This is a genomic window from Micromonospora sp. NPDC048063 (assembly GCF_043202855.1).
GTDB lineage: Bacteria > Actinomycetota > Actinomycetes > Mycobacteriales > Micromonosporaceae > Micromonospora.
In genome coordinates this window covers 42,001-59,859 of record NZ_JBIDBG010000021.1, presented here as the reverse complement: position 1 = coordinate 59,859, position 17,859 = coordinate 42,001, and the positions used below count along the sequence as shown (strand labels likewise).

At 72.8% G+C, this 17,859-nt stretch carries 13 protein-coding genes and 2 tRNA genes; 10 read left to right on the top strand and 5 right to left on the bottom strand.

What is annotated here, in order from left to right:
* Positions 1-109 precede the first annotated feature (109 nt).
* Both ACGFZ2_RS30500 and ACGFZ2_RS30495 read right to left on the bottom strand, forming a co-directional pair.
* A complete protein-coding gene (locus ACGFZ2_RS30500) occupies positions 110-3,439 on the bottom strand; it encodes a ThuA domain-containing protein (RefSeq protein ID WP_393459528.1) in 3,330 nt (1,109 codons plus the stop codon).
* Positions 3,440-3,718: 279 nt separating this feature from the next.
* Positions 3,719-4,123, bottom strand: a complete 405-nt coding sequence (locus ACGFZ2_RS30495) for a hypothetical protein (RefSeq protein ID WP_357450779.1) — start codon at positions 4,121-4,123, stop codon at positions 3,719-3,721.
* 271 nt (positions 4,124-4,394) lie between these two features.
* Between ACGFZ2_RS30495 and ACGFZ2_RS30490 the strand changes: the two genes are divergently transcribed.
* The 8 genes from ACGFZ2_RS30490 to ACGFZ2_RS30455 all read left to right on the top strand — a co-directional run bounded on the left by ACGFZ2_RS30490 (position 4,395) and on the right by ACGFZ2_RS30455 (position 11,952).
* A tRNA-Asn gene (locus ACGFZ2_RS30490) sits at positions 4,395-4,467 on the top strand.
* A 201-nt stretch (positions 4,468-4,668) separates the two neighbouring features.
* Positions 4,669-6,789, top strand: a complete 2,121-nt coding sequence (locus tag ACGFZ2_RS30485; RefSeq protein ID WP_393459525.1) for an MMPL family transporter — start codon at positions 4,669-4,671, stop codon at positions 6,787-6,789.
* Positions 6,779-8,020 carry an NAD(P)/FAD-dependent oxidoreductase gene (locus tag ACGFZ2_RS30480; protein ID WP_393459522.1) on the top strand — a complete coding sequence of 414 codons (1,242 nt, stop codon included), beginning with the start codon at positions 6,779-6,781 and terminating at the stop codon, positions 8,018-8,020. The genes ACGFZ2_RS30485 and ACGFZ2_RS30480 overlap by 11 nt, the downstream gene beginning before the upstream one ends.
* 148 nt (positions 8,021-8,168) lie before the next feature.
* Positions 8,169-8,242, top strand: a tRNA-Ile gene (locus tag ACGFZ2_RS30475).
* A 208-nt stretch (positions 8,243-8,450) separates the two neighbouring features.
* Positions 8,451-9,065, top strand: coding sequence for a hypothetical protein (locus ACGFZ2_RS30470; protein WP_393459519.1), 615 nt, complete (start codon positions 8,451-8,453; stop codon positions 9,063-9,065).
* Positions 9,066-9,311: 246 nt separating this feature from the next.
* The gene (locus ACGFZ2_RS30465) at positions 9,312-9,881 is read left to right on the top strand and encodes a dihydrofolate reductase family protein (RefSeq protein WP_393459516.1); all 570 of its coding nucleotides are present in this window, start codon (positions 9,312-9,314) and stop codon (positions 9,879-9,881) included.
* A gap of 442 nt (positions 9,882-10,323) precedes the next feature.
* Positions 10,324-10,992: a TOPRIM nucleotidyl transferase/hydrolase domain-containing protein gene (locus ACGFZ2_RS30460; RefSeq protein WP_393459513.1), complete on the top strand. Its 669-nt coding sequence runs from the start codon at positions 10,324-10,326 to the stop codon at positions 10,990-10,992.
* Positions 10,993-11,142: 150 nt separating this feature from the next.
* On the top strand, positions 11,143-11,952 hold the full coding sequence (locus tag ACGFZ2_RS30455) for a hypothetical protein (protein ID WP_393459510.1): 810 nt from the start codon (positions 11,143-11,145) through the stop codon (positions 11,950-11,952).
* A 45-nt stretch (positions 11,953-11,997) separates the two neighbouring features.
* On the opposite strand, the gene ACGFZ2_RS30450 is transcribed toward ACGFZ2_RS30455, so the two are convergent.
* Entirely contained in the window at positions 11,998-14,253 is a 2,256-nt protein-coding gene (locus tag ACGFZ2_RS30450; RefSeq protein ID WP_393459507.1) for a DUF4153 domain-containing protein, read from the bottom strand.
* 276 nt (positions 14,254-14,529) lie between these two features.
* Between ACGFZ2_RS30450 and ACGFZ2_RS30445 the strand changes: the two genes are divergently transcribed.
* Both ACGFZ2_RS30445 and ACGFZ2_RS30440 read left to right on the top strand, forming a co-directional pair.
* A complete protein-coding gene (locus tag ACGFZ2_RS30445; protein WP_357450806.1) occupies positions 14,530-15,060 on the top strand; it encodes a SigE family RNA polymerase sigma factor in 531 nt (176 codons plus the stop codon).
* Positions 15,057-16,235, top strand: coding sequence for a hypothetical protein (locus ACGFZ2_RS30440; RefSeq protein ID WP_393459504.1), 1,179 nt, complete (start codon positions 15,057-15,059; stop codon positions 16,233-16,235). The genes ACGFZ2_RS30445 and ACGFZ2_RS30440 overlap by 4 nt, the downstream gene beginning before the upstream one ends.
* Positions 16,236-16,281: 46 nt before the next feature.
* Here ACGFZ2_RS30440 and ACGFZ2_RS30435 read toward each other — a convergent pair whose 3' ends face one another.
* Entirely contained in the window at positions 16,282-17,319 is a 1,038-nt protein-coding gene (locus tag ACGFZ2_RS30435; RefSeq protein WP_393459501.1) for a hypothetical protein, read from the bottom strand.
* Entirely contained in the window at positions 17,319-17,588 is a 270-nt protein-coding gene (locus tag ACGFZ2_RS30430) for a hypothetical protein (protein WP_350686327.1), read from the bottom strand. Before ACGFZ2_RS30430 ends, ACGFZ2_RS30435 begins: the two co-directional genes overlap by 1 nt.
* Between the last annotated feature and the right edge of the window lie 271 nt (positions 17,589-17,859).

Sequence of the window (17,859 nt, the reverse complement as noted above, 5' to 3'; positions counted from 1 at the left end):
GGCGCGCGGCGGGGGGGGGGGGGGGGGGGCGGGGGGCCCCGGGGGGGGGCCGGGGCCGGGGGGGGGGCGCGGGGGCGGGCGGCCGCGCGGCCGCCGGCCACGGCGGCGGCTACGGTGCGACGCCGATGCCCTGGCCGGTGAACCCGATCCAGTTGAGGTTGCCGAAACCGCTGGTCGGGCCGCCGGGGACGGTGGTGAACACGAGGTAGAGCCGGTGCGTGCCGCCCGGGTCGGTGATCGGCACGGTGGTGCTGGTGAAGGCGTTGTTGCCGCTGGTCGCGTTGACCGTGGCGGTGGCGACCACCGGCCCGGTGGGCGAGTCGAGCCGGAACTCCACGCCGAAGCGCGGCTGCCCGACGGTGGCGGCGCTGCCACCGGAGGTACGCAGCGTCACCGACTGGATGTTCGTCAGGTTCACGGTGTTGTTGACCGCGATCCAGTCGCCCGGGTCGAGGCTGCCGCGCTGCTGCCCGCCACCGGTGTCGGCGCTGGTGCCCACGGTGGTCCCGGACTGGTCCCGGGCGAACTCCACCTGCTGCCGCTTGTCCTGGATGATCTGCTGGTCCACCGTGGTCAGTGCCGGCTGCCCGTTGGCCCCCCGGTCCGTGTAGGACGCGCTGACGACGCCGTAGATGTAGCCGCCGTGGGAGGCGTCGTCGGCCTCCGTGGGCAGCACGCCGGAGCAGCCGAACTGGTTGGCCTCGCCGTGGCCGTGCTCGTCGTGGCCGAGCACGAAGGTCACCTCGACCTTGGCGCAGTCGACCGGCCCGTCCTCGGGGTCGGTGACCGTCACCGACCACGGGATCCCGTCACCCCACTGGAAGAAGCCGCCCTCGAGCGGGGTGTTGACGGTGACGGTCGGCGCGGTGTTCCCCACCGTGATCGTGGTGTTCGCCGACGCGCTCTTGCCGCTGGAGTCGGTCACCGTGAGCCGCGCGGTGTAGACCCCGTTGACCGTGTACGTGTGCGTCGGGTTCGGGTCGACGGAGTCGGTCGTGCCGTTGCCGTCGAAGTCCCAGGCGAACGAGATGGAGTCCGCCGGGTCCGGGTCCTTCGACCCCTCGCTGGAGAAGGCGACGGTCAGCGGGGCGTGACCGTTGGTCGGGGTCGCGTTCAGCACGGCGTTCGGTGCCCGCAGGCCCTTGACGTAGCTGAACTTCAGCATCGCCGCGTCCGGGTTGACGTTGAAGAACCCGTCGCCGTACGTCAGCAGGTAGAAGTTGCCGTCGGCGCCCCACCTCATGTCCATCGGGTTGTCGCAGAGGAACGGCTTGGCCGGCGTGGTGGGTGCCTGCCCGCAGTTCAGCACGTTGTTGATCTTCAGGATGTCGCCCTGGGCGTCGAGCCGGACCTCCTTGAGGGTGTCCCGGGTGAACTCGCCGAAGAAGATCGCGCCGTCGAAGTACGCGGGGAACTTCGTCTCCGACCTCAGCTCCGGGTCGAAGTCGTACTTCGCCGCGCCGTGCGGGCCCACGCCGCCCGTGCCGAGTTCGGGGAAGAGCACCGGGCAGGTCCGCGTCGGCGTGGACAGGTACGACTCGGGGCACGGCGTCGGGGCCTGGAACGAGTACCACAGCTCCGACTTCTCCACCGCGGGCAGGTCGGTCAGGCCCGTGTTGTGCCGCGAGGTGTTCCGCGGCGCCGCGCAGTCGAAGGGCGCGACCGGGGAGATCGGGCTGGTGGTCCAGTTCATCTCGATGTACGGCAGGTTCGGCTGTACGCACATCGGCCAGCCGTAGTTCGCCGGCTTGTCGACCACCATCATCCGGCCGGTGCCCGCCGGTCCCCGGCCCACCGCCGCGGTCGAGGAGTCGGGGGAGTAGTCGGTGACGTAGGCGACGTCGTTCTTGTCGAGGGTGATGCGGAACGGGTTCCGGAAGCCCATCGCGTAGATCTCCGGGCGGGTCTTGTCACCCGGGTCCGCCGCCTCGGGGAACATGTTCCCCGCCGGCACGGTGTAGCTGCCGTCCGCCTGCACCGAGATGCGCAGGATCTTGCCGCGCAGGTCGTTGGTGTTGGCGGAGCTGCGCCGGGCGTCCACGAAGGGCGCCTGGTAGACGCCGGTGGCGCTCACCGAGTCGTTGTGCGGGGAGAAGCCGCCGGAGCCACCGCCGCCGGCCGGGGTGTCGTCGCCGGTGACCAGCCAGAGGTTGTTCTTCGAGTCGAAGGCGATGTCGCCGGCCACGTGGCAGCAGGCCCCCCGGTCGACCGGCACCTGGAGGATCTTCTGCTCGGAGGCCAGGTCCAGGGAGGGCGTCTCGCCGTCGACGAACCTGTACCGGGAGAGCTGGAAGTACCCCTTCCAGCGGTCCCAGGTCGCCGGGTCGGTGCTGGTGGTCGGCGCGCCGCCGGCGGGGGTGTCCAGCGGGGGCGCGTAGAAGAGGTAGACCCAGCGGTTGGTGGCGAACTCCCGGTCGATCGCCGGCCCGTACATGCCGTCCTCGCTGTGCGTGTAGACCGGGATCTGCGCCAGCACGGTGGTCTCGTTGCTCTCCGGGTCGTGCAGGCGTACGCCGCCACGGCGGTCGGTCTGGATCACCCGGCCGTCGGGGAGCACGTCGAAGCCGATCGGCTCGTTGACGTTGGGCTGCGCCCCGATCACCGTCATCTGGTAGTTGGCCAGGACGGTGGCGCCGCAGTCGCCGTCGGTCACGCCGGCCGCCCACTGGATGGCGCCGCCGAGGTGGGCCCGCAGGTCGGTGCTGCCGAAGCTCTCCGGCGTCGCGCCGAGCCCGGTGTAGAAGGACCGGCCGCCCTGGTGGTCCTTGCACCAGGTGACCGGGTGGTCGAAGCCCATCGACCCGCCGGCGTACGTCTTCTCGTTCACGGTGGCCAGGACGTGCGAGACGCCCCGGACGTTGGCCGCGAAGTTGTACCACCGGTCGGTGTGCGCCCAGCGCTCCGGCAGGGTCGCGGAGGCCGGGTGCACCCGGTCGGCCACGGTGACCGTGGCCGGGGCCGCCGCCGTGGCGGCGCCCACCGCCCGGGTGCCGAGCACGTCGTCCAGGAAGGACCAGCCCGGCTCGGCCTCGATCGCGGAGTGGACGCCGACGAAGCCGCCGCCGTCGCGGTAGTACCGCTCGAACGCGGCCTGCTGGTCGTCGGCGAGGACGTCGCCGGAGGTGTTCAGGAACACCACGGCGCGGAACTGCTTGAGGTGCGCCTCGTCGAACTTGCGGGCGTCGTCGGTCACCTCGACGGTGAAGCGCCGGTCGTTGCCGAGCTGGCGGATCGCGTCGACGCCGGCGGCGGTGGCGGGGTGGCTGCCGTCCGCCGACCGGGTGAAGACGAGGACCTTGTACTGGATGCCGTTGCTGGTCGGTGCCGGGGCGGCGAGTGCCGGTGCCGGCTGCTGCTGAGCGGTCGCGACGAGCGTCGCGCCGACGAGGGTGAGAAGGCTGAGGTAGGTGGCGGCCCTTCGGCCGATCGGTCTGCGCATCGAACCTCGCTCTGGTCGGGCGGGTCCGCCTCAGCGCCGGGACGTCGCTGAGGAGGTCGCGGGGGGTACCAAGAGCCTGGCCAGGTTCTACGCAGGACGATATTTGCGCCTCGGACCAAAGTGAAGAGGTTGGCGGCGGAAGTTTTCGATGGATGGGCAGAACTTTCGCTTCAATCGGCGAAAGTGGCCACAGGCGTGGGGGCCGGGCGGCCGTGACGTGCCCGTACGCACGCGAGCGGGCCGGTCACCAACTGGCGACCGGCCCGCGCGAAGGTGCGATCAGAGGGTGCTGTTGTTGGTGCCCGAGCCGGACGGCTTGCTGCGGGGGGTGGTGGTGGCCGACGTCGACCCGGAGGTCGAGCCGGTGCCCGACGAGCCGGAGCCCGCCTTCGCCCCCACCGTGGCCGGCGTCCCGGCGAACGCGTCGTCGGCGGCGGTCAACTCCTGCTTGTTGCCGTTGCTGCTCAGCTTCTCGCCCAGCTTCGACTGGCCGAGCTTGTCCTTGCCCTCGCTGTAGAGGCGGGTCGCCTGGGCCTGCGCGACGCCGGCCGCCTCCTGGACGGTCGGGTGGTCGAGCACCTTGCGGCCCCGGATCACCAGCTCCTCGTACTTCTCCCGACCGGCACGGGCGCCCAGGACGAATCCCGCAGCCAGCCCGCCAAGAAACATGATCTTTCCGCGCATGGCGGCTCCTTCCGTACCTGACGCGCCGTCGTCCGGCGGCTTACCCCGCCGGAGGCGACCAAATCGCGCCTGTCTCCTCTGTCCGCAGCTAACTACCCATCCTGCTCTCCGCTCATGCCTCCTTGTGCCGTGATGACGATTTGTCTGGTTTATTGTCGTGTCTGCTGGGCAGGGGTCGCAGGGGTAACCCCCTGGACCAACACCCCCCGGAGTCCTGTACTCTTGTCCCCGTCGCACGGCGCGGGGAGATCCGCACCGGACGACGCAGCGGTCCCCCGTAGCTCAATTGGCAGAGCAGCCGGCTGTTAACCGGCAGGTTTTTGGTTCGAGTCCAAACGGGGGAGCTTCCACACCTGCGCCCGTCGGCCCCGCCGGCGGGCGTTCGTCGTTCCGTGCTCCCGCCGACCGCCGCCGGCTCGGTGTCTTCGCCCCGCACCGGCCGCCCGGTTTCCGCCACCGCGGGCGCTCCCGCCCGGCAGGATGGTCGGTGTCGACTTGGACTCCCTCTGCGTCGATCGGTGCGTCGATTCTTGGGGTGGGTGCGGATGCCCGGAAGAGGAGGCCACGGCAGGATCACACTCGTCGCCGTGGCGGTCGTGCTCGCGTGGCTGGTCGTCGGGGCCGTCGCCGGGCCGTTCTCCGGCCGGCTCGGCGAGGTCGCCACGAACGACAACGCCTCGTTCCTGCCCGACGACGCGGAGGCGACCCGGGCGCAGGAGCTGGCCGGACGGTTCGTCGCGCGGCAGACCACCCCCGCGCTGGTGGTCTACGAACGCGCCGGCGGCATCACCGACGCCGACACGCAGCGGGCGGCCGCCGACGCCACCCGGTTCGCCCAGGTGCCCGGGGTGGTCGGCCCGCTGCCGCCGCCGATCCCCAGCGAGGACGGGCAGGCCCTCCAGGTGGTGGTGCCGATCGACGACGCCGACGGCGAACGGATCGGCACGGTCGTCGAGGAACTGCGCGCGATCGCCGGCGGGGACCGCGACGGGCTGACCGTGGACGTGGCCGGGCCCGCCGGCCTGCTCGCCGACCTCATCGAGGTCTTCTCCGCCATCGACGGCACCCTGCTGGCCGTCACCCTCTGCGTGGTGCTGGTCATCCTGCTCGTCGTCTACCGCAGCCCGATCCTGTGGATCTTCCCGCTGCTCGCCGCCGGGATGTCCTTCGCGCTGGCCGCGGTCTTCGTCTACCTGCTCGCCGACGCCGACGTGCTCAAGTTCAACGGGCAGGCGCAGGGCATCCTCACCGTGCTCGTCTTCGGCGCCGGCACCGACTACGCGCTGCTGCTCGTCGCCCGCTACCGCGAGGAACTGCACCGGCACGAGCGTCCCTGGGACGCGATGCGGACCGCCTGGAAGGGCGCCGCCCCGGCGATCGTCGCCTCCGCCGGCACGGTGATCGTGAGCCTGCTCTGCCTGCTGTTGTCCAGCCTCAACTCCAACCGGGCGCTCGGCCCGGTCGCCGCCATCGGCATCGCCGCCACCCTGCTGGTCATGCTCACCTTCCTGCCCGCCCTGCTGGTGCTCGGCGGGCGGTGGGCGTTCTGGCCGCGCCGGCCCCGGCCCGACCAGGCCGACCCGCGCACCGAGCACGGCATCTGGAGCCGGATCGCCGGCTTCGTGGCGCGGCGGGCCCGGCCCGTCTGGGTGCTCACCACCCTCGCGCTGGCCGTGCTCGCGTTGGGGCTGACCCAGCTCGGCGCGACCACGCTCGGGCAGTCCGACCTGTTCACCGAACGCACCGACTCGGTCGCCGGCCAGGAGGTGATCGCCCGGCACTACCCGGCCGGCACCGGCAGCCCCGCCACCATCTTCACCAACCAGCAGGCCGCCGAGCAGGTCGCCGACGCGGCCCGCGGCGTGCCCGGGGTGGCCGCCGTCCGGCCCGTCACCGCCGACCGGACCGGGCCGCCCGACCCGAACGCGCCGCCCACCGTCGTCGACGGCCGGGTGCAGCTGGAGGCGACGCTCGCCGACCCGCCGGACAGCGACGGCGCCGAGCGGGCCGTCCGGGAGCTGCGGGCGGCGGTGCACGCGGTGCCCGGCTCGGACTCCGTGGTCGGCGGCTTCACCGCGATCAACCTGGACACGGCGGACGCCTCGACACGGGACCGGAACGTGATCATCCCGGTCGTGCTGGCGGTGATCACGATCATCCTGGCGCTGCTGCTGCGGGCGCTCCTCGCGCCGATCCTGCTGATCGCGACCGTACTGCTCAGCTTCGCCGCCACCCTCGGCCTCTGCGCGCTGATCTTCCGCCACGTCCTCGACTTCCCCGGCGTGGACACCTCGTTCCCGCTCTTCGCCTTCGTCTTCCTGGTCGCCCTCGGCATCGACTACAACATCTTCCTGATGAGCCGGGTCCGCGAGGAGTCCGCCAGGCGGGGCACCCGGGCCGGCGTCCTCACCGGCCTCGCCGTCACCGGCGGCGTGATCACCTCCGCCGGGGTCGTGCTCGCCGCGACGTTCTCCGCGCTCGCCGTGCTGCCGCTGGTGGTGCTGGTCGAGCTGGGCGTGGCGGTCGCGGTCGGGGTGCTGCTCGACACCATCGTCGTCCGCTCGCTGCTGGTGCCCGCGCTGGCGTACGACATCGGGCCGACGATCTGGTGGCCGGGCCGGCTGTCCCGGACGAACGGTGAGCGGGAGGCGCGCGATGCTCGCTGAGACCGACGTCGTCGTGGTCGGCGGCGGCCTGGCCGGCCTGGCCGCGGCCCGGCGGCTGCACCGCGCCGGCGTGCCGTGGCGGCTGCTGGAGGCCGGCGGCCGGCTCGGCGGCCGGGTGGCCACCGACGCGGTCGACGGTTACCTGCTCGACCGTGGCTTCCAGGTGCTCAACACCGCCTATCCGCGGCTCGGCACCCTGCTCGACGTCGACCGGCTGCGCCTCGGCCACTTCACCTCCGGCGTGCTGGTGCGCAAGGGCGACCGGCTCGCCCGCCTGGTCAACCCGCTGCGCGAGCCCACCGGCGCGCCCGGCACCGCCCTGGCCGGCGTCGGGTCGCTGCGCGACCGGCTGCGCCTCGCCGCGCTCGCCACCGGCTGCGCGACCCTGCCGAAGGGCCGGCTGCTCGCCGCGCCCGAGACCACCACCGAGACCGCGCTGCGCCGCGCCGGTCTCTCCGACACGATCATCGAGGAGTTGCTGCGGCCGTTCCTCTCCGGTGTCTTCGTCGAACGGGAGCTGGAGACCTCCAGCCGCGTGCTGTCGATGGTGCTGCGATCCTTCGCCCGGGGGCGGATCGGCCTGCCCGCCGAGGGCATGGCCGCGCTGCCCCGCGCCGTCGCCGACCCGCTGCCGGCCGAACTGATCGACCTGGACACCCCGGTCTCGGCGGTGGCGCCCGGCCGGGTCCGCACCCAGGCCGGCGACATCCGCTGCCGCGCCGTCGTGGTCGCCGTCGACCCGCCGGCGGCGGCCACGCTGCTGCCGACCCTGCCGGCGGTACGCACGCACAGCTACACGACCTACTACCACAGCGTGCAGGAGGCGCCGCTGGACGAGCCGATCCTGCTCGTCGACGGCGACCGGCGGGAGATCGTCGCGAACACGGTGGTGGTCAGCCGGGCCGCGCCGACGTACGCGCCGGCTGGCCGGCACCTGATCGCCACCTCCGTGGTCGGCCCGTCGGCGCCGCCCGAGCCGACCGTGCGGGCCGAGCTGACCCGGCTCTACGGACGGTCCACGGCGGACTGGACCCACCTGACCACCGTGTCGGTCCCGGACGCGCTGCCCGCCGCACCGCCGCCGCAGGGGCGGCTGCGCAAGCCGGTGGCGCTGGGGGAGGGCCTGTTCGTGGCCGGCGACCACCGGGACAGCCCGTCCATCCAGGGGGCGCTGGCCAGCGGCTGGCGCGCCGCCGGAGCCGTACTGGCGGAGCTGCGCGCGGGTTCCTGACGCTTGAATCGGCGGGTACGGGGCGCGGCGGGCCGGCTGCTCGCTGTTATCCTCGCGTTGCCCATCGTGCCGCCACCGCGGGGCGGTGAAGCCAGGGTTTCGTGCTGGCCGGTGATCGACCGGGCGGGATAGGATCCGGCGCGGTGCCGGGGCGGTAGCTCAGCCGGTTAGAGCAGTCGACTCATAATCGATCGGTCACGGGTTCGAGTCCCGTCCGCCCCACCCAAAGTGCCTTACGGGAACATGCGACATCGGAAGATGGCGAGTGTTCTCGTTTGGTCTTCTTGCTCCCGTGGGCTTCGGTGACGATGGTGGCGAACGGTTCCGAGAGGCGTGGGCGTAGGTGCTCGTCTTCGGTGATCTCCAACCGCGTGTAGAACGCTTGGTTCGCGAGCCGCCGGTCGCCGTCGCCTGAGCGGGTGTACATGCGGTGAGCGTCCGTCAGCAGTCGCAGGCTGTCGTGGAGGAATGCCCGCCCTCCGGTGTGCTGTTCGTCGTGCTGGGCGAGGCGGTGTTCGATGTCGGCGAGGCCGGCTCGGATGCGGTCTTGGTGGCGCTTCAGGGTGGGGAGGTCGATGGCGTCGGCGAAGTGCGCGGCCAGCAGCTTGTCGCTCTCGGCTTCCAGGCGTGCCCGGTTCGCTGTGAGGTCGGCGATCTCCTGATCCCTGCCCGTCGAGCGCTTGTCGAACGCGGCATCGACTTCGGCGACGAGGTGTCGGTAGTCGGCTTCGCTGATCGTGATCGATGCGTAGGAGTCCTCGACGAGCCGCTCTGCGACCGCGACGGGTACGGCACGGCGGGTGCAGGTGGTCTTCTTCGCGGCGCGGCCAGAGCGGACGAAGTAGGCGTAGGTGGTACCGCGCGGGTTGGTGGCGAAGTCCAGCAGCATCCGCGACCCACACGACCCGCGGTGCAGCAGCCCGGCTCCTCGTCTGAAAGACGTGTGACAGCTCCGATTGTGTGGGCCTGGACGATGGGAACTCGGAGTGTGCGAGGTCGCATGGACCAGGCTCAGCACTGCGGTGCAGACGTGTGGTGGATCTGAGAGCGCGTCGAGGGGAGCCTGCGGTAGGGTGCGTGGCACCGTGCATCGAGGTCGAGCGTTATGGGCGCCGTCCCGTTGCGAACCTGAACGCCCCGAGTGCCGAATCGGTCGCGCGCTCGGTGCGGTCTGGTTCGCATCACGCCGGTGTTGAGTAGGTCCGATCGGGGTGCCGATAAGAAATGGCGCCGGCAGTCGTCTGAGTACGGTCCGGTGAACGCGGGGCGCGCATCAAGGGAGAGTGACGAGATGAGACCACTTCGATACTCGATCAACATCACGCTCGACGGCTGCTGCCATCACGAGGCAGGGCTCTCGCCGGACGAGGAGTCAATGCGCTACTGGACCGCTGAGATGGATCGAGCCGATGCCCTGCTATTCGGCCGCGTGACCTACGAAATGATGGAGTCGGCGTGGCGGAAGCCGGCCACGGGCACGTGGCCTGACTGGATGAATGAGTGGGAGGTCCCGTTCGCCGAGACCATCGACCGGGCGAAGAAATACGCCGTGTCGAGCACGCTGAGCGAGGTCGATTGGAATGCCGAGCTGGTGCGAGGCGACTTGGAGCAAGCGGTTCAGCGGCTCAAGCAGGAGCCAGGCGAGGGCCTGTGGGTGGGCGGCGTGACGCTCCCCCTGGCGTTGGCAGATCTGGGACTGATCGACGAGTACGAGTTCCTTGTGCAGCCGGTCCTTGCCGGACACGGGCCGACGTTGCTCGCCGGTCTGCGTGAGCGTATCCAGCTCGAACTCGTGGGTCGCCACGAGTTCCGGTCGGGGGCGGTCGCCCTGCGATACCGGCCCACGCGAGTTCCGGCTTGACGTGATTTGTCCTGGCACGTTGGCCGCTCCCTCGCGACGGAACGACGGCTTGGGGTCGCGTTGCCCCGCGCTGGCCGTGCCCCGTCTCCTTGGCTCTGTCGACGCCCCGATCAGCGGATCATCCGGCTCCCCGTCGATCCCCGCGCCCACGCCAGAGCCCTGATTCCACTCAGAAGCAAGCCTCTCAACCTGACGTCGCCTGTTTCCGTAGTGCTCGGTCCGGGCCACCAGGAAAACCACTGGTCCGTCATGGTGTCGGTGACCCGGACGAACCGCGTCAAGATCCGGGCCGACGCCGTCGGTCCGCACTGAGCCCGCAGCAGCAAGAGCCGCCGCCCGGTCGAGGCGGTCCGCCACCTGGTCCAGGTCGGGAGCGTGTCGACGAGATGGGCCGTGGCTAATCCCTGGTCGGCCGGTAGGCGTATCACCGATGATTACGACCATGGCCACGACCCGACAAGCTGAGATGTTCACCGACGGGGCGGTCGATGGCCACTTGGGTGGCAATGCCGCCTCGATCCGGGCGACGGCCCGCGCCCTGGCAAAGGTCGGGTCCGCCGTGGCCGTGGTGCTCGTCGAGGGCATCAGCGACCAGATCGCACTGGAAACGGCCGCAGTGGGTCGCGGCCGGGATCTCGAGGCGGAGCGGGTCGTGATCGTGCCGATCGGCGGGGCGCACGCGATCGGCCGCTTCCTGACGAGGTTGGCCCCCCTGGGCACCCGGGTGCGACTTGCCGGTCTGTGTGACCTGCGTGAGGAGGAGATATTCCGGCGCGGACTGGAGGTGACCCATGTTGGCTCACCCCGCACGCGCGCCGACATGGAGCACCTCGGGTTCTACGTCTGCGTCAAGGATCTGGAGGACGAGCTGATCCGCGCCCTGGGTGCCGCCCGGGTCGAAGCACTCTTCGACTCACAGGGCGACCTCCGATTGTTCCGCTCGTTCCAGAGCCAGCCCGCCTGGCGCGGCCGGGAGCCCGAAGCGCAGATGTGGCGGTTCCTGCGCAGCAGTTCGCGCCGTAACCTGCGCTACGCACGCCTGCTCGTCGAGGCGGCAGTTGGCCGGGATACCTTGCCGCGGCCGCTCGACGCGCTGCTCACCGTCGTTTGACCCACCGAAGGTCAAGCCTTCGACCGCGCCGACGGTGGCTGACGTCGATCCGGCTGTCCGCTTCGGGACTGAGCCGTCTTCGCGGTCGGCATCCTCGGTCAACCTGATCCTGACGCCGGGTGTCCGCCCGTCGTGGAGATCGGAGGAGCGATGAGGACCCACCCCCGATGGCGGTCGACCGGCGCGATGCTGGTCGCGGCCCTGGCCACCGCACTGGTCGCCGCCCTGCTGCCCGCCTCGCCCGCGTTCGCGCTGCCGTCCGGCAGCGGCTGGTCGGCCTCGTGGAGCTACTACCACCCCAGCGCCTACCAGTACGCCGGCACCCTGCCGGGCGTGCGGCTGACCGGGTACGCCACCGACAACTCGGGCACCAGCACGACGGTCGGCACCATCGAGGACACCGCCGCCGACTCCCGCTGCGCCCGGGTGATGCTCTACGCCAACGGCGTCGGCTACATCGCCGACCGGACCACCTGCGGCAACGGCAGCTACCTGACCTATTCCACCGGCAGTTACAGCCAGGGACTCCTGGTGATCGTCTACCGGATGATCCCGGGCACGACCACCCATGACAAGGGTTTCGCCATGTTCGTCCCCGGCTCGTCGGCCGACCCGGAGCTGCGGACCGTGGGCACCGGGGCGAGCTGGTCGTACTACACCTCGACGGCGTTCCAGTACACGGTGACCCGTCCCGGCGTGCGGCTGACCGGCTACGGCGCCCACCAGTACGCGGACCAGCGCTCCTCGCTGAACACGGTGGAGAAGACCGCCGGCACGGTCGGCTGCGCCACGGCCAAGGTCACCGGCGGCGTGACCACCAGCGGCGGCACCTGCGTCAACGGTGGCAGCACGTCCTTCCACCGGTCCGACCTGACCAACAACCTGGAGGCGTCCGCCTGCTACCAGCCGATTCCCGGCACCCAGCGCTGCGTGGCGATCAGCATCCCCGAGCCCTGGTGACCCGGCCGACCCGACGCCCCCGGCCAGGCGGGGGCGTCGGGTCCGTCACCGGCGGCTCTTGGGCAGGTCGAACTGGTCGGCGGCCTTGCAGTCGCGCGTGCCACCGACGGCGCCCGGCCCGACCCGGTCGAGCGCCTGGCGCGCCCGGACCCGGCCCAGGTTCCAGGCGTACCAGGGGTCCGGCTCCTCCAGGTCGCCCGCGATCCAGCTCAGGGTGCAGCGGCGCACCGGGTCCGGCAGGCCGGACAGGGCGGGTGTCGCGTCGGCCGAGAGCGCCCGCAGGTACCAGGCGTCGATCTTCCCCGTCTGCTCGTAGCGGGCGATGTTGCGGCGCGCCGCGTAGTCCTCGGGGTTGAGCACGGCCAGGCTCAGCAGCATCGCCACGGCGAGCGCCACGGTCAGCCGGGGGATCCAGGCTCCCCGCCACCGGATCCCGGCCGCCAGAATCATCAGGAAGACGGTGCCGAGCAGCAGCTCGAACGCCATCACGAAGAGACGTTCCCCGGTGAAGCTGTAGACCTTCTGGTACGTGTACATCCGGGACAGCGCCGACACCACGATGACGAAGCCGAACGCGCTGAGCAGGCCGAGCAGGATCCGGAGCAGGTGGCGCTCCACCGGGCGCTCCCGCCGTGCCCACCGGGCCACCCCGGCGAGCACCGCCAGCGTCAGCATCGTGACGACGACGAGCTGCCAGAACCCGCTGCGCGCGTACTCGGCGTAGCTGAGGCCCGCGGTGCGCAGCACGTGCCGCTCGCCGCCGAACAGGACGGTGAACTGCACCGCCACGAAACCGCCGAACAGCAGTGTCAGCGCGGTGATGACCGGTGCCCACTCCAGGACGCCGAGGCGGGGCGTGCCGGGCCGGTCCACCGTCGACAGGTCGGGAGGTGCGGCCAGCGTGTAGACGGCGGCGACCGCGCTCAGCCCCCCGATGCCGGCGAGGAAGAGCCACTCGAACCTCGCGCCGGCGTCGACCTCGGGGATGAGCCCGTCGAGCACCACGGAGAAGGCGCCGTCGGCCGACGAGAGGAGCGCGCCGAAGACGACCAGCGCGGCCACCGTGGCTGCGGCGGACCCGACGACGCGACGGGCCAGGCCGGGGCTCGCCGGGGCCTGGAGGTGGCCGCCCACCCACGGCAGCCCCCGCAGCGCCGCGAACGGCGCCGCCACCAGGCTGAACAGGATGGAGCGTACGAGCCGGCCGCCCACGATCGCGAGGGTCGCGCAGCCGAGCGCGCCGAGGACGCAGAACGTCACCAGCCACCAGGCGTTACGGAAGGCCAGGACCGAGAGCAGCGCCAGCGCGGCCCCCGCCCAGCCGGCGCGGACCCAGCGCTCGGCGCGGGGCAGGTCGGCGCCGGTGCGGCGGACCGCGACGACCACCGCGACGGTCAGGGTGAGCCAGCCCAGGAACCAGCCGATGCCGGTGCGGGTCAGCGGCACGAAGCACGCCAGCCCCAGCGCCCCGGCGAGGACGGCGGCCGGCACGGAGCGGTCCCGCGCCGCCTTCGGGCCCGGCCACCGCGTCTCGAGGAACGACGGCCGGACCGGCGGCGGCTGGTAGCCCCAGGACGGCGCCGGCCACGCGGCCGGCGTACCTGTCCCGTACGGCGCCTGGTGCGGGGCGGCGGTCGATGGCGGGGCGGCGACCGGCGTGGGTGTGGCGACGGGTGCCGGCGCGGCGGCCGGTTGGGGCGGCGTGCCCGCCGCAGGTGCCGGGGTGGCGACGGCGGGCGGCGGGCCGGCAGGGGAGGGCGACGGGTTTCCGGCGGAGGACGCCGTCGCCGCACGCGGGGCCTCCGGCGCCGGCTCGACGGCTGACGGCGAGCCCTTCGCGTCGGCGGCGGCCGTCGGAGCCGGTCGGGTGCCCGGGTCCGCCTGCCTCGGCACGACGGCCGGCCGGACCTCCCCGTCCGCCTGCCGCTGCGGCACGGCGGGCGGGCGGGCGTCCGTGCCCGCCGGCGTCGGGGCGGTGGCGGCCGGGCCGGTGTCCGCGCCCGTCGGCGTCGACGTCGGGGCCGTGGCGGTCGGGTCGGTGTCCGTGCCCGTCGGCGTCGGGGCGGCGGCGGGCACCAGCGGGATGAACACGGCGTACCCGCGCGTGCCCGCCGGGATGCTGACCGGGATCGCCCAGGCGGGCGTGCCCTCCGCCCCGGGCCACACCATGCTGGGCGGCGCACCGTCGACGGGCGGCATGACGAGCAGGTACGGCGTCGCGGGCCCGGGGTTCTCACCGTCGGCGCTCGCGGGCCCCCCGGCGGTCTCCGGGGACCCCGGCACCGGTGGCGGCTGGGTCACGGGACCCTCCTCGATCGAATGGTCCGCACACTGTACGACCGATCCCGATCCCCTCGCCGCCCGGTGGACGCTCCGCGATCCGCCCCGCACGCGGAGGTGATGTCGGGTGGTCGGCGGGGTCGGCCGTCCAGGGTGGTCAGGCTGGAATCGCGGATGGCGCCGGTGGCCGTTCCGGGAATGCGCAACCAACCGGGTGTGCGGGCCGCCGCCACGAAGGGCACGGACCCGCGTTAACCTCCCGGCGCGGCCACCGCGTTCACCTGGCGGGAGGTACGCATGTCCGACAGCCCGCACCCGCCGCCACCGGAGGGCTTCGCCGAGTTCGTGGCGGCCCGGTCCGGCGCCCTGCTGCGCTCGGCGTGGCTGCTGACCGGAGACGCCGGCCGGGCGGAGGACCTGCTCCAGACCGTGCTTGCGGTCGCCTGGCGACGCTGGCCCGGCATCGTCCACGGTGGGCATCCCGAGGCTTACCTGCGACGGGCGCTCTTCACCACGTACGCCTCCTGGTGGCGGCGGCGGTGGCGGGGCGAGGTGCCGGCCGCCACGACGCCGGAGACGTGCGGGACCGGCGACGTGGCCGGCGAGTCGGCCGACCGGGACGCGGTGCGCCGCGCGCTGGCCCGGCTCAGCCGCCAGCAGCGGGCGATCGTGGTGCTGCGGTACGTCGAGGACCTGTCCGTGGAGCGGACCGCGCAGGTGCTGGGCTGTTCGGTCAACACGGTCAAGGTGCAGTCCTCGCGCGCTTTGCGCAGCCTGCGCGCCGACCCGGATCTGCGGTTGTTCACCGATCGGGAGGTCGTGCCATGAGTTCTGACGACTCCGACGTCCGGCGGCTGCTCGCCGACGCCGTACCGCCGCTGGCGGCCCCGCCGGACCGGTTGGCGGCGGTCGGCTCCCGGGTCCGCCGGCGCCGGCGGCGGCTGGCCGCTGGCTCGGCGGCGGCCCTGGTCCTGGCGGTGGGGCTGACGGTCGGCGCGCCGCAGTTCCTCGCCGGCGACCGGGGCGGCCGCCGGCCGGCGCCGGTCGCCACCGACGGGCTGGTCGGCGCGGCCGCCTGCCCCGACGACATCCGCCGTCGGCCGGATCTGGAGGCGGTGCGCTACGGCGACGACGTGCCGCTGGTGCCGGCGGGCGCGGTGGAGGTCACCGCCTGCCAGGTGCCGGTCGGTGGCGGGCCGCGGGCGGCGGACCGCGTCGGCCCCCGGGTGCTCACCGTCGGGGTCGACGAGATCGTCGGGCTGCTCAACGCGATGCCACCGACGCAGACCGGGCCGGACGGGCGGCCCCGCGTGGCCGACCCGACCGACCCGGGGCTGCGGTGCACCATGGCGGGCCGGTACGCGGAGACCGCCTACGTGCTGCGCTACCCCGATCGGGCGCCGGTGACCGTGTGGACCGACGACAACTGCGCGGTCGCGGTCACCGACAGCCACGGCCGGGGGCTGGACCGCCGGCTGTTCGGCGCGTTCCTGGACCGGTACCGGGCGCAGCTCGCCGCGGCCACCGACCCGGCCACCGTCGCCACCCCCGTCTGCCAGACGAGCATGCCGGTCGACCGGGTCCGGCTGACCCCTTCGAACCCCGGGCCACCCGACCGGATCGCGGTCAACCAGGCCTGGCACGACACCGTCCTGATGACCCCGCTGGTCGCGTTGGCCGCCTGCCGGTACGAGGTGGACGGCGGGAACGCCCGGCTGGTGCGCCGGGAGACCCGGCGGGACGGGGCGGACGCGCTCCGGCCGGTGCTCAATGCGGCCTTCGCCCGGTCGGTGCCGGCCAGCGACTGCGGCGACTGGCCGGGCTACCCGCCGCCGACCGCGTTCGACATTGTGACCGTGGCGGACGCGACCGGCGCCACCGCCGAGTTCTGGGTCCGGCACACGCCCTGCCGCAGCGCCGTCCGCGCGTACCACCGGGGCAGCGAGCCCACGCCGGAGCTGCTCGCCGCCCTCACCCGGTTGCTCGGGCCGCCACCCCGCTGACCTGCCGACGGCGGCGCCGGGTGGGGACCCGACGCCGCCGGGCCGGTCAGACGTACGGCCGGGTGGCGTACGCGGCCCGCAGCGCGGCCAGCCCCGCCGGCTTCGGCGACAGCGTGCCCCAGCCGGAGTTGAAGTAGTTGGTGCACACGATCCGGGGCCCCCGCTCGGCGTTGAGCTGGGCGATCGCGGCCGGCACGGTGGCGATCCAGGCCGCCTGGTCCGGGATTTCCGCCACCCGTACGCCCCACTCGGCGATGATCACCGGCCGGGAGAGCGCGACCGGGCCGAGGTCGGCCACCGCCCAGTCCTTCGCCCGGCGGAACCGGGCCAGCGCCGTGTGCGTGGGGCTGGTGGCGTAGGCGTTCCACTGGAGGAAGTCGAGTTCCGCCATCAGCGCCTCGGGGTGGGTGCGTTGGTAGCAGCCCCGGTCGAAGCCGCCCACCCCTACCGAGAAGGTGGTGCCGGCGGGAAGCTGCCGCGCCCTGAACCAGTCCACGATGTACGTCATCGCCTGCACCGCCCGGGCGTCCGACTGGGCCCAGGTGTAGCTGACACCCGCCTCGGTGGTGCCGAACTCGTGGTCGGTGTCCAGTTCGGAGGCGAGCTGGATGTTCACCCCGAACCCCATGGTCCGGTACTGGGACAGGGCACGGGCGAGCAGGCCGTCGCAGTGCCCGGCGAGGACCTGGCTGTAGCCGTACGCCCGGGGCCAGGTCGTGCCGGGCCGCTGCTGGATGGTCATCGCGGGCGCCGGGACGGTGTAGGTGACGCCGTCCACGGTGAAGGACTGCGGCCCGAAGTTGGGCGCGCCGTAGTGCTTCAGCTCCAGCACCATGTTCATCCGCACGCCGGCTTTGCCCAGCGTGATCAGCCACGGTCGCTGGTAGCCGGGGAAGGTGTAGCCGTCGGCGAGGCTGCGGTACTGGGTCAGTGAGCGGAAGTTCCCGCCGGCCATGTCGGCCGTCGGGTCGGCGCCGCCGGAGAGGTAGTAGCCGCCCAGCACCGGCGCGGCGATCGTGTAGTCGGCGGTGGCGGTGGCGGTGCGCCCGCCGTTGTCGCGCACCGTGACGGTGACCCGGGGCATCACGCCACCGCCCGGTAGACGGCCACCGAGCCGTTGTCCGACAGCCGGGTCCAGGTGCGGCCGGAGTCGTCGGTGACGGTGACGGTGAGCGGGTCGATGACGGCGGTGACCTTGACCGGGGCGCTGCTGTTGCCCTGCGCGTCGGTGACCACGATCGTGACGGTCACCGGCTTCGTGTCGGCGTCGCCGTAGGTGACCGTCAGGGTCATCTGGTCGCCGGGCGAGTAGGTCGAGGCGTTCAGGGATGCGGTCGCGGTGGGAGCGGCCATTGCCGGCTCCTCTCGTGCTCGGTCGCCGGGCCGGCTCCGGCGCGTGGTCACGGCCGGTCCGGCTGCGGGGGATCGGGGTCGGGCGACGGCCGGCCGCCGGGCAGGCGACGACGCGGCCGGGGACCGGTCCGGGGTACGACTCGCCGACCGCGCTCGGCTCGGGGTCGCCGCGCGCGGCCCGACGGCCGCCGGAGTGGTGACGTCGGTGTCGGTGAGGCCGCACCGGCCCTGGCGCCCGGGACGGTGGCTGCCGGAGCGCGGCCTCGCGGTG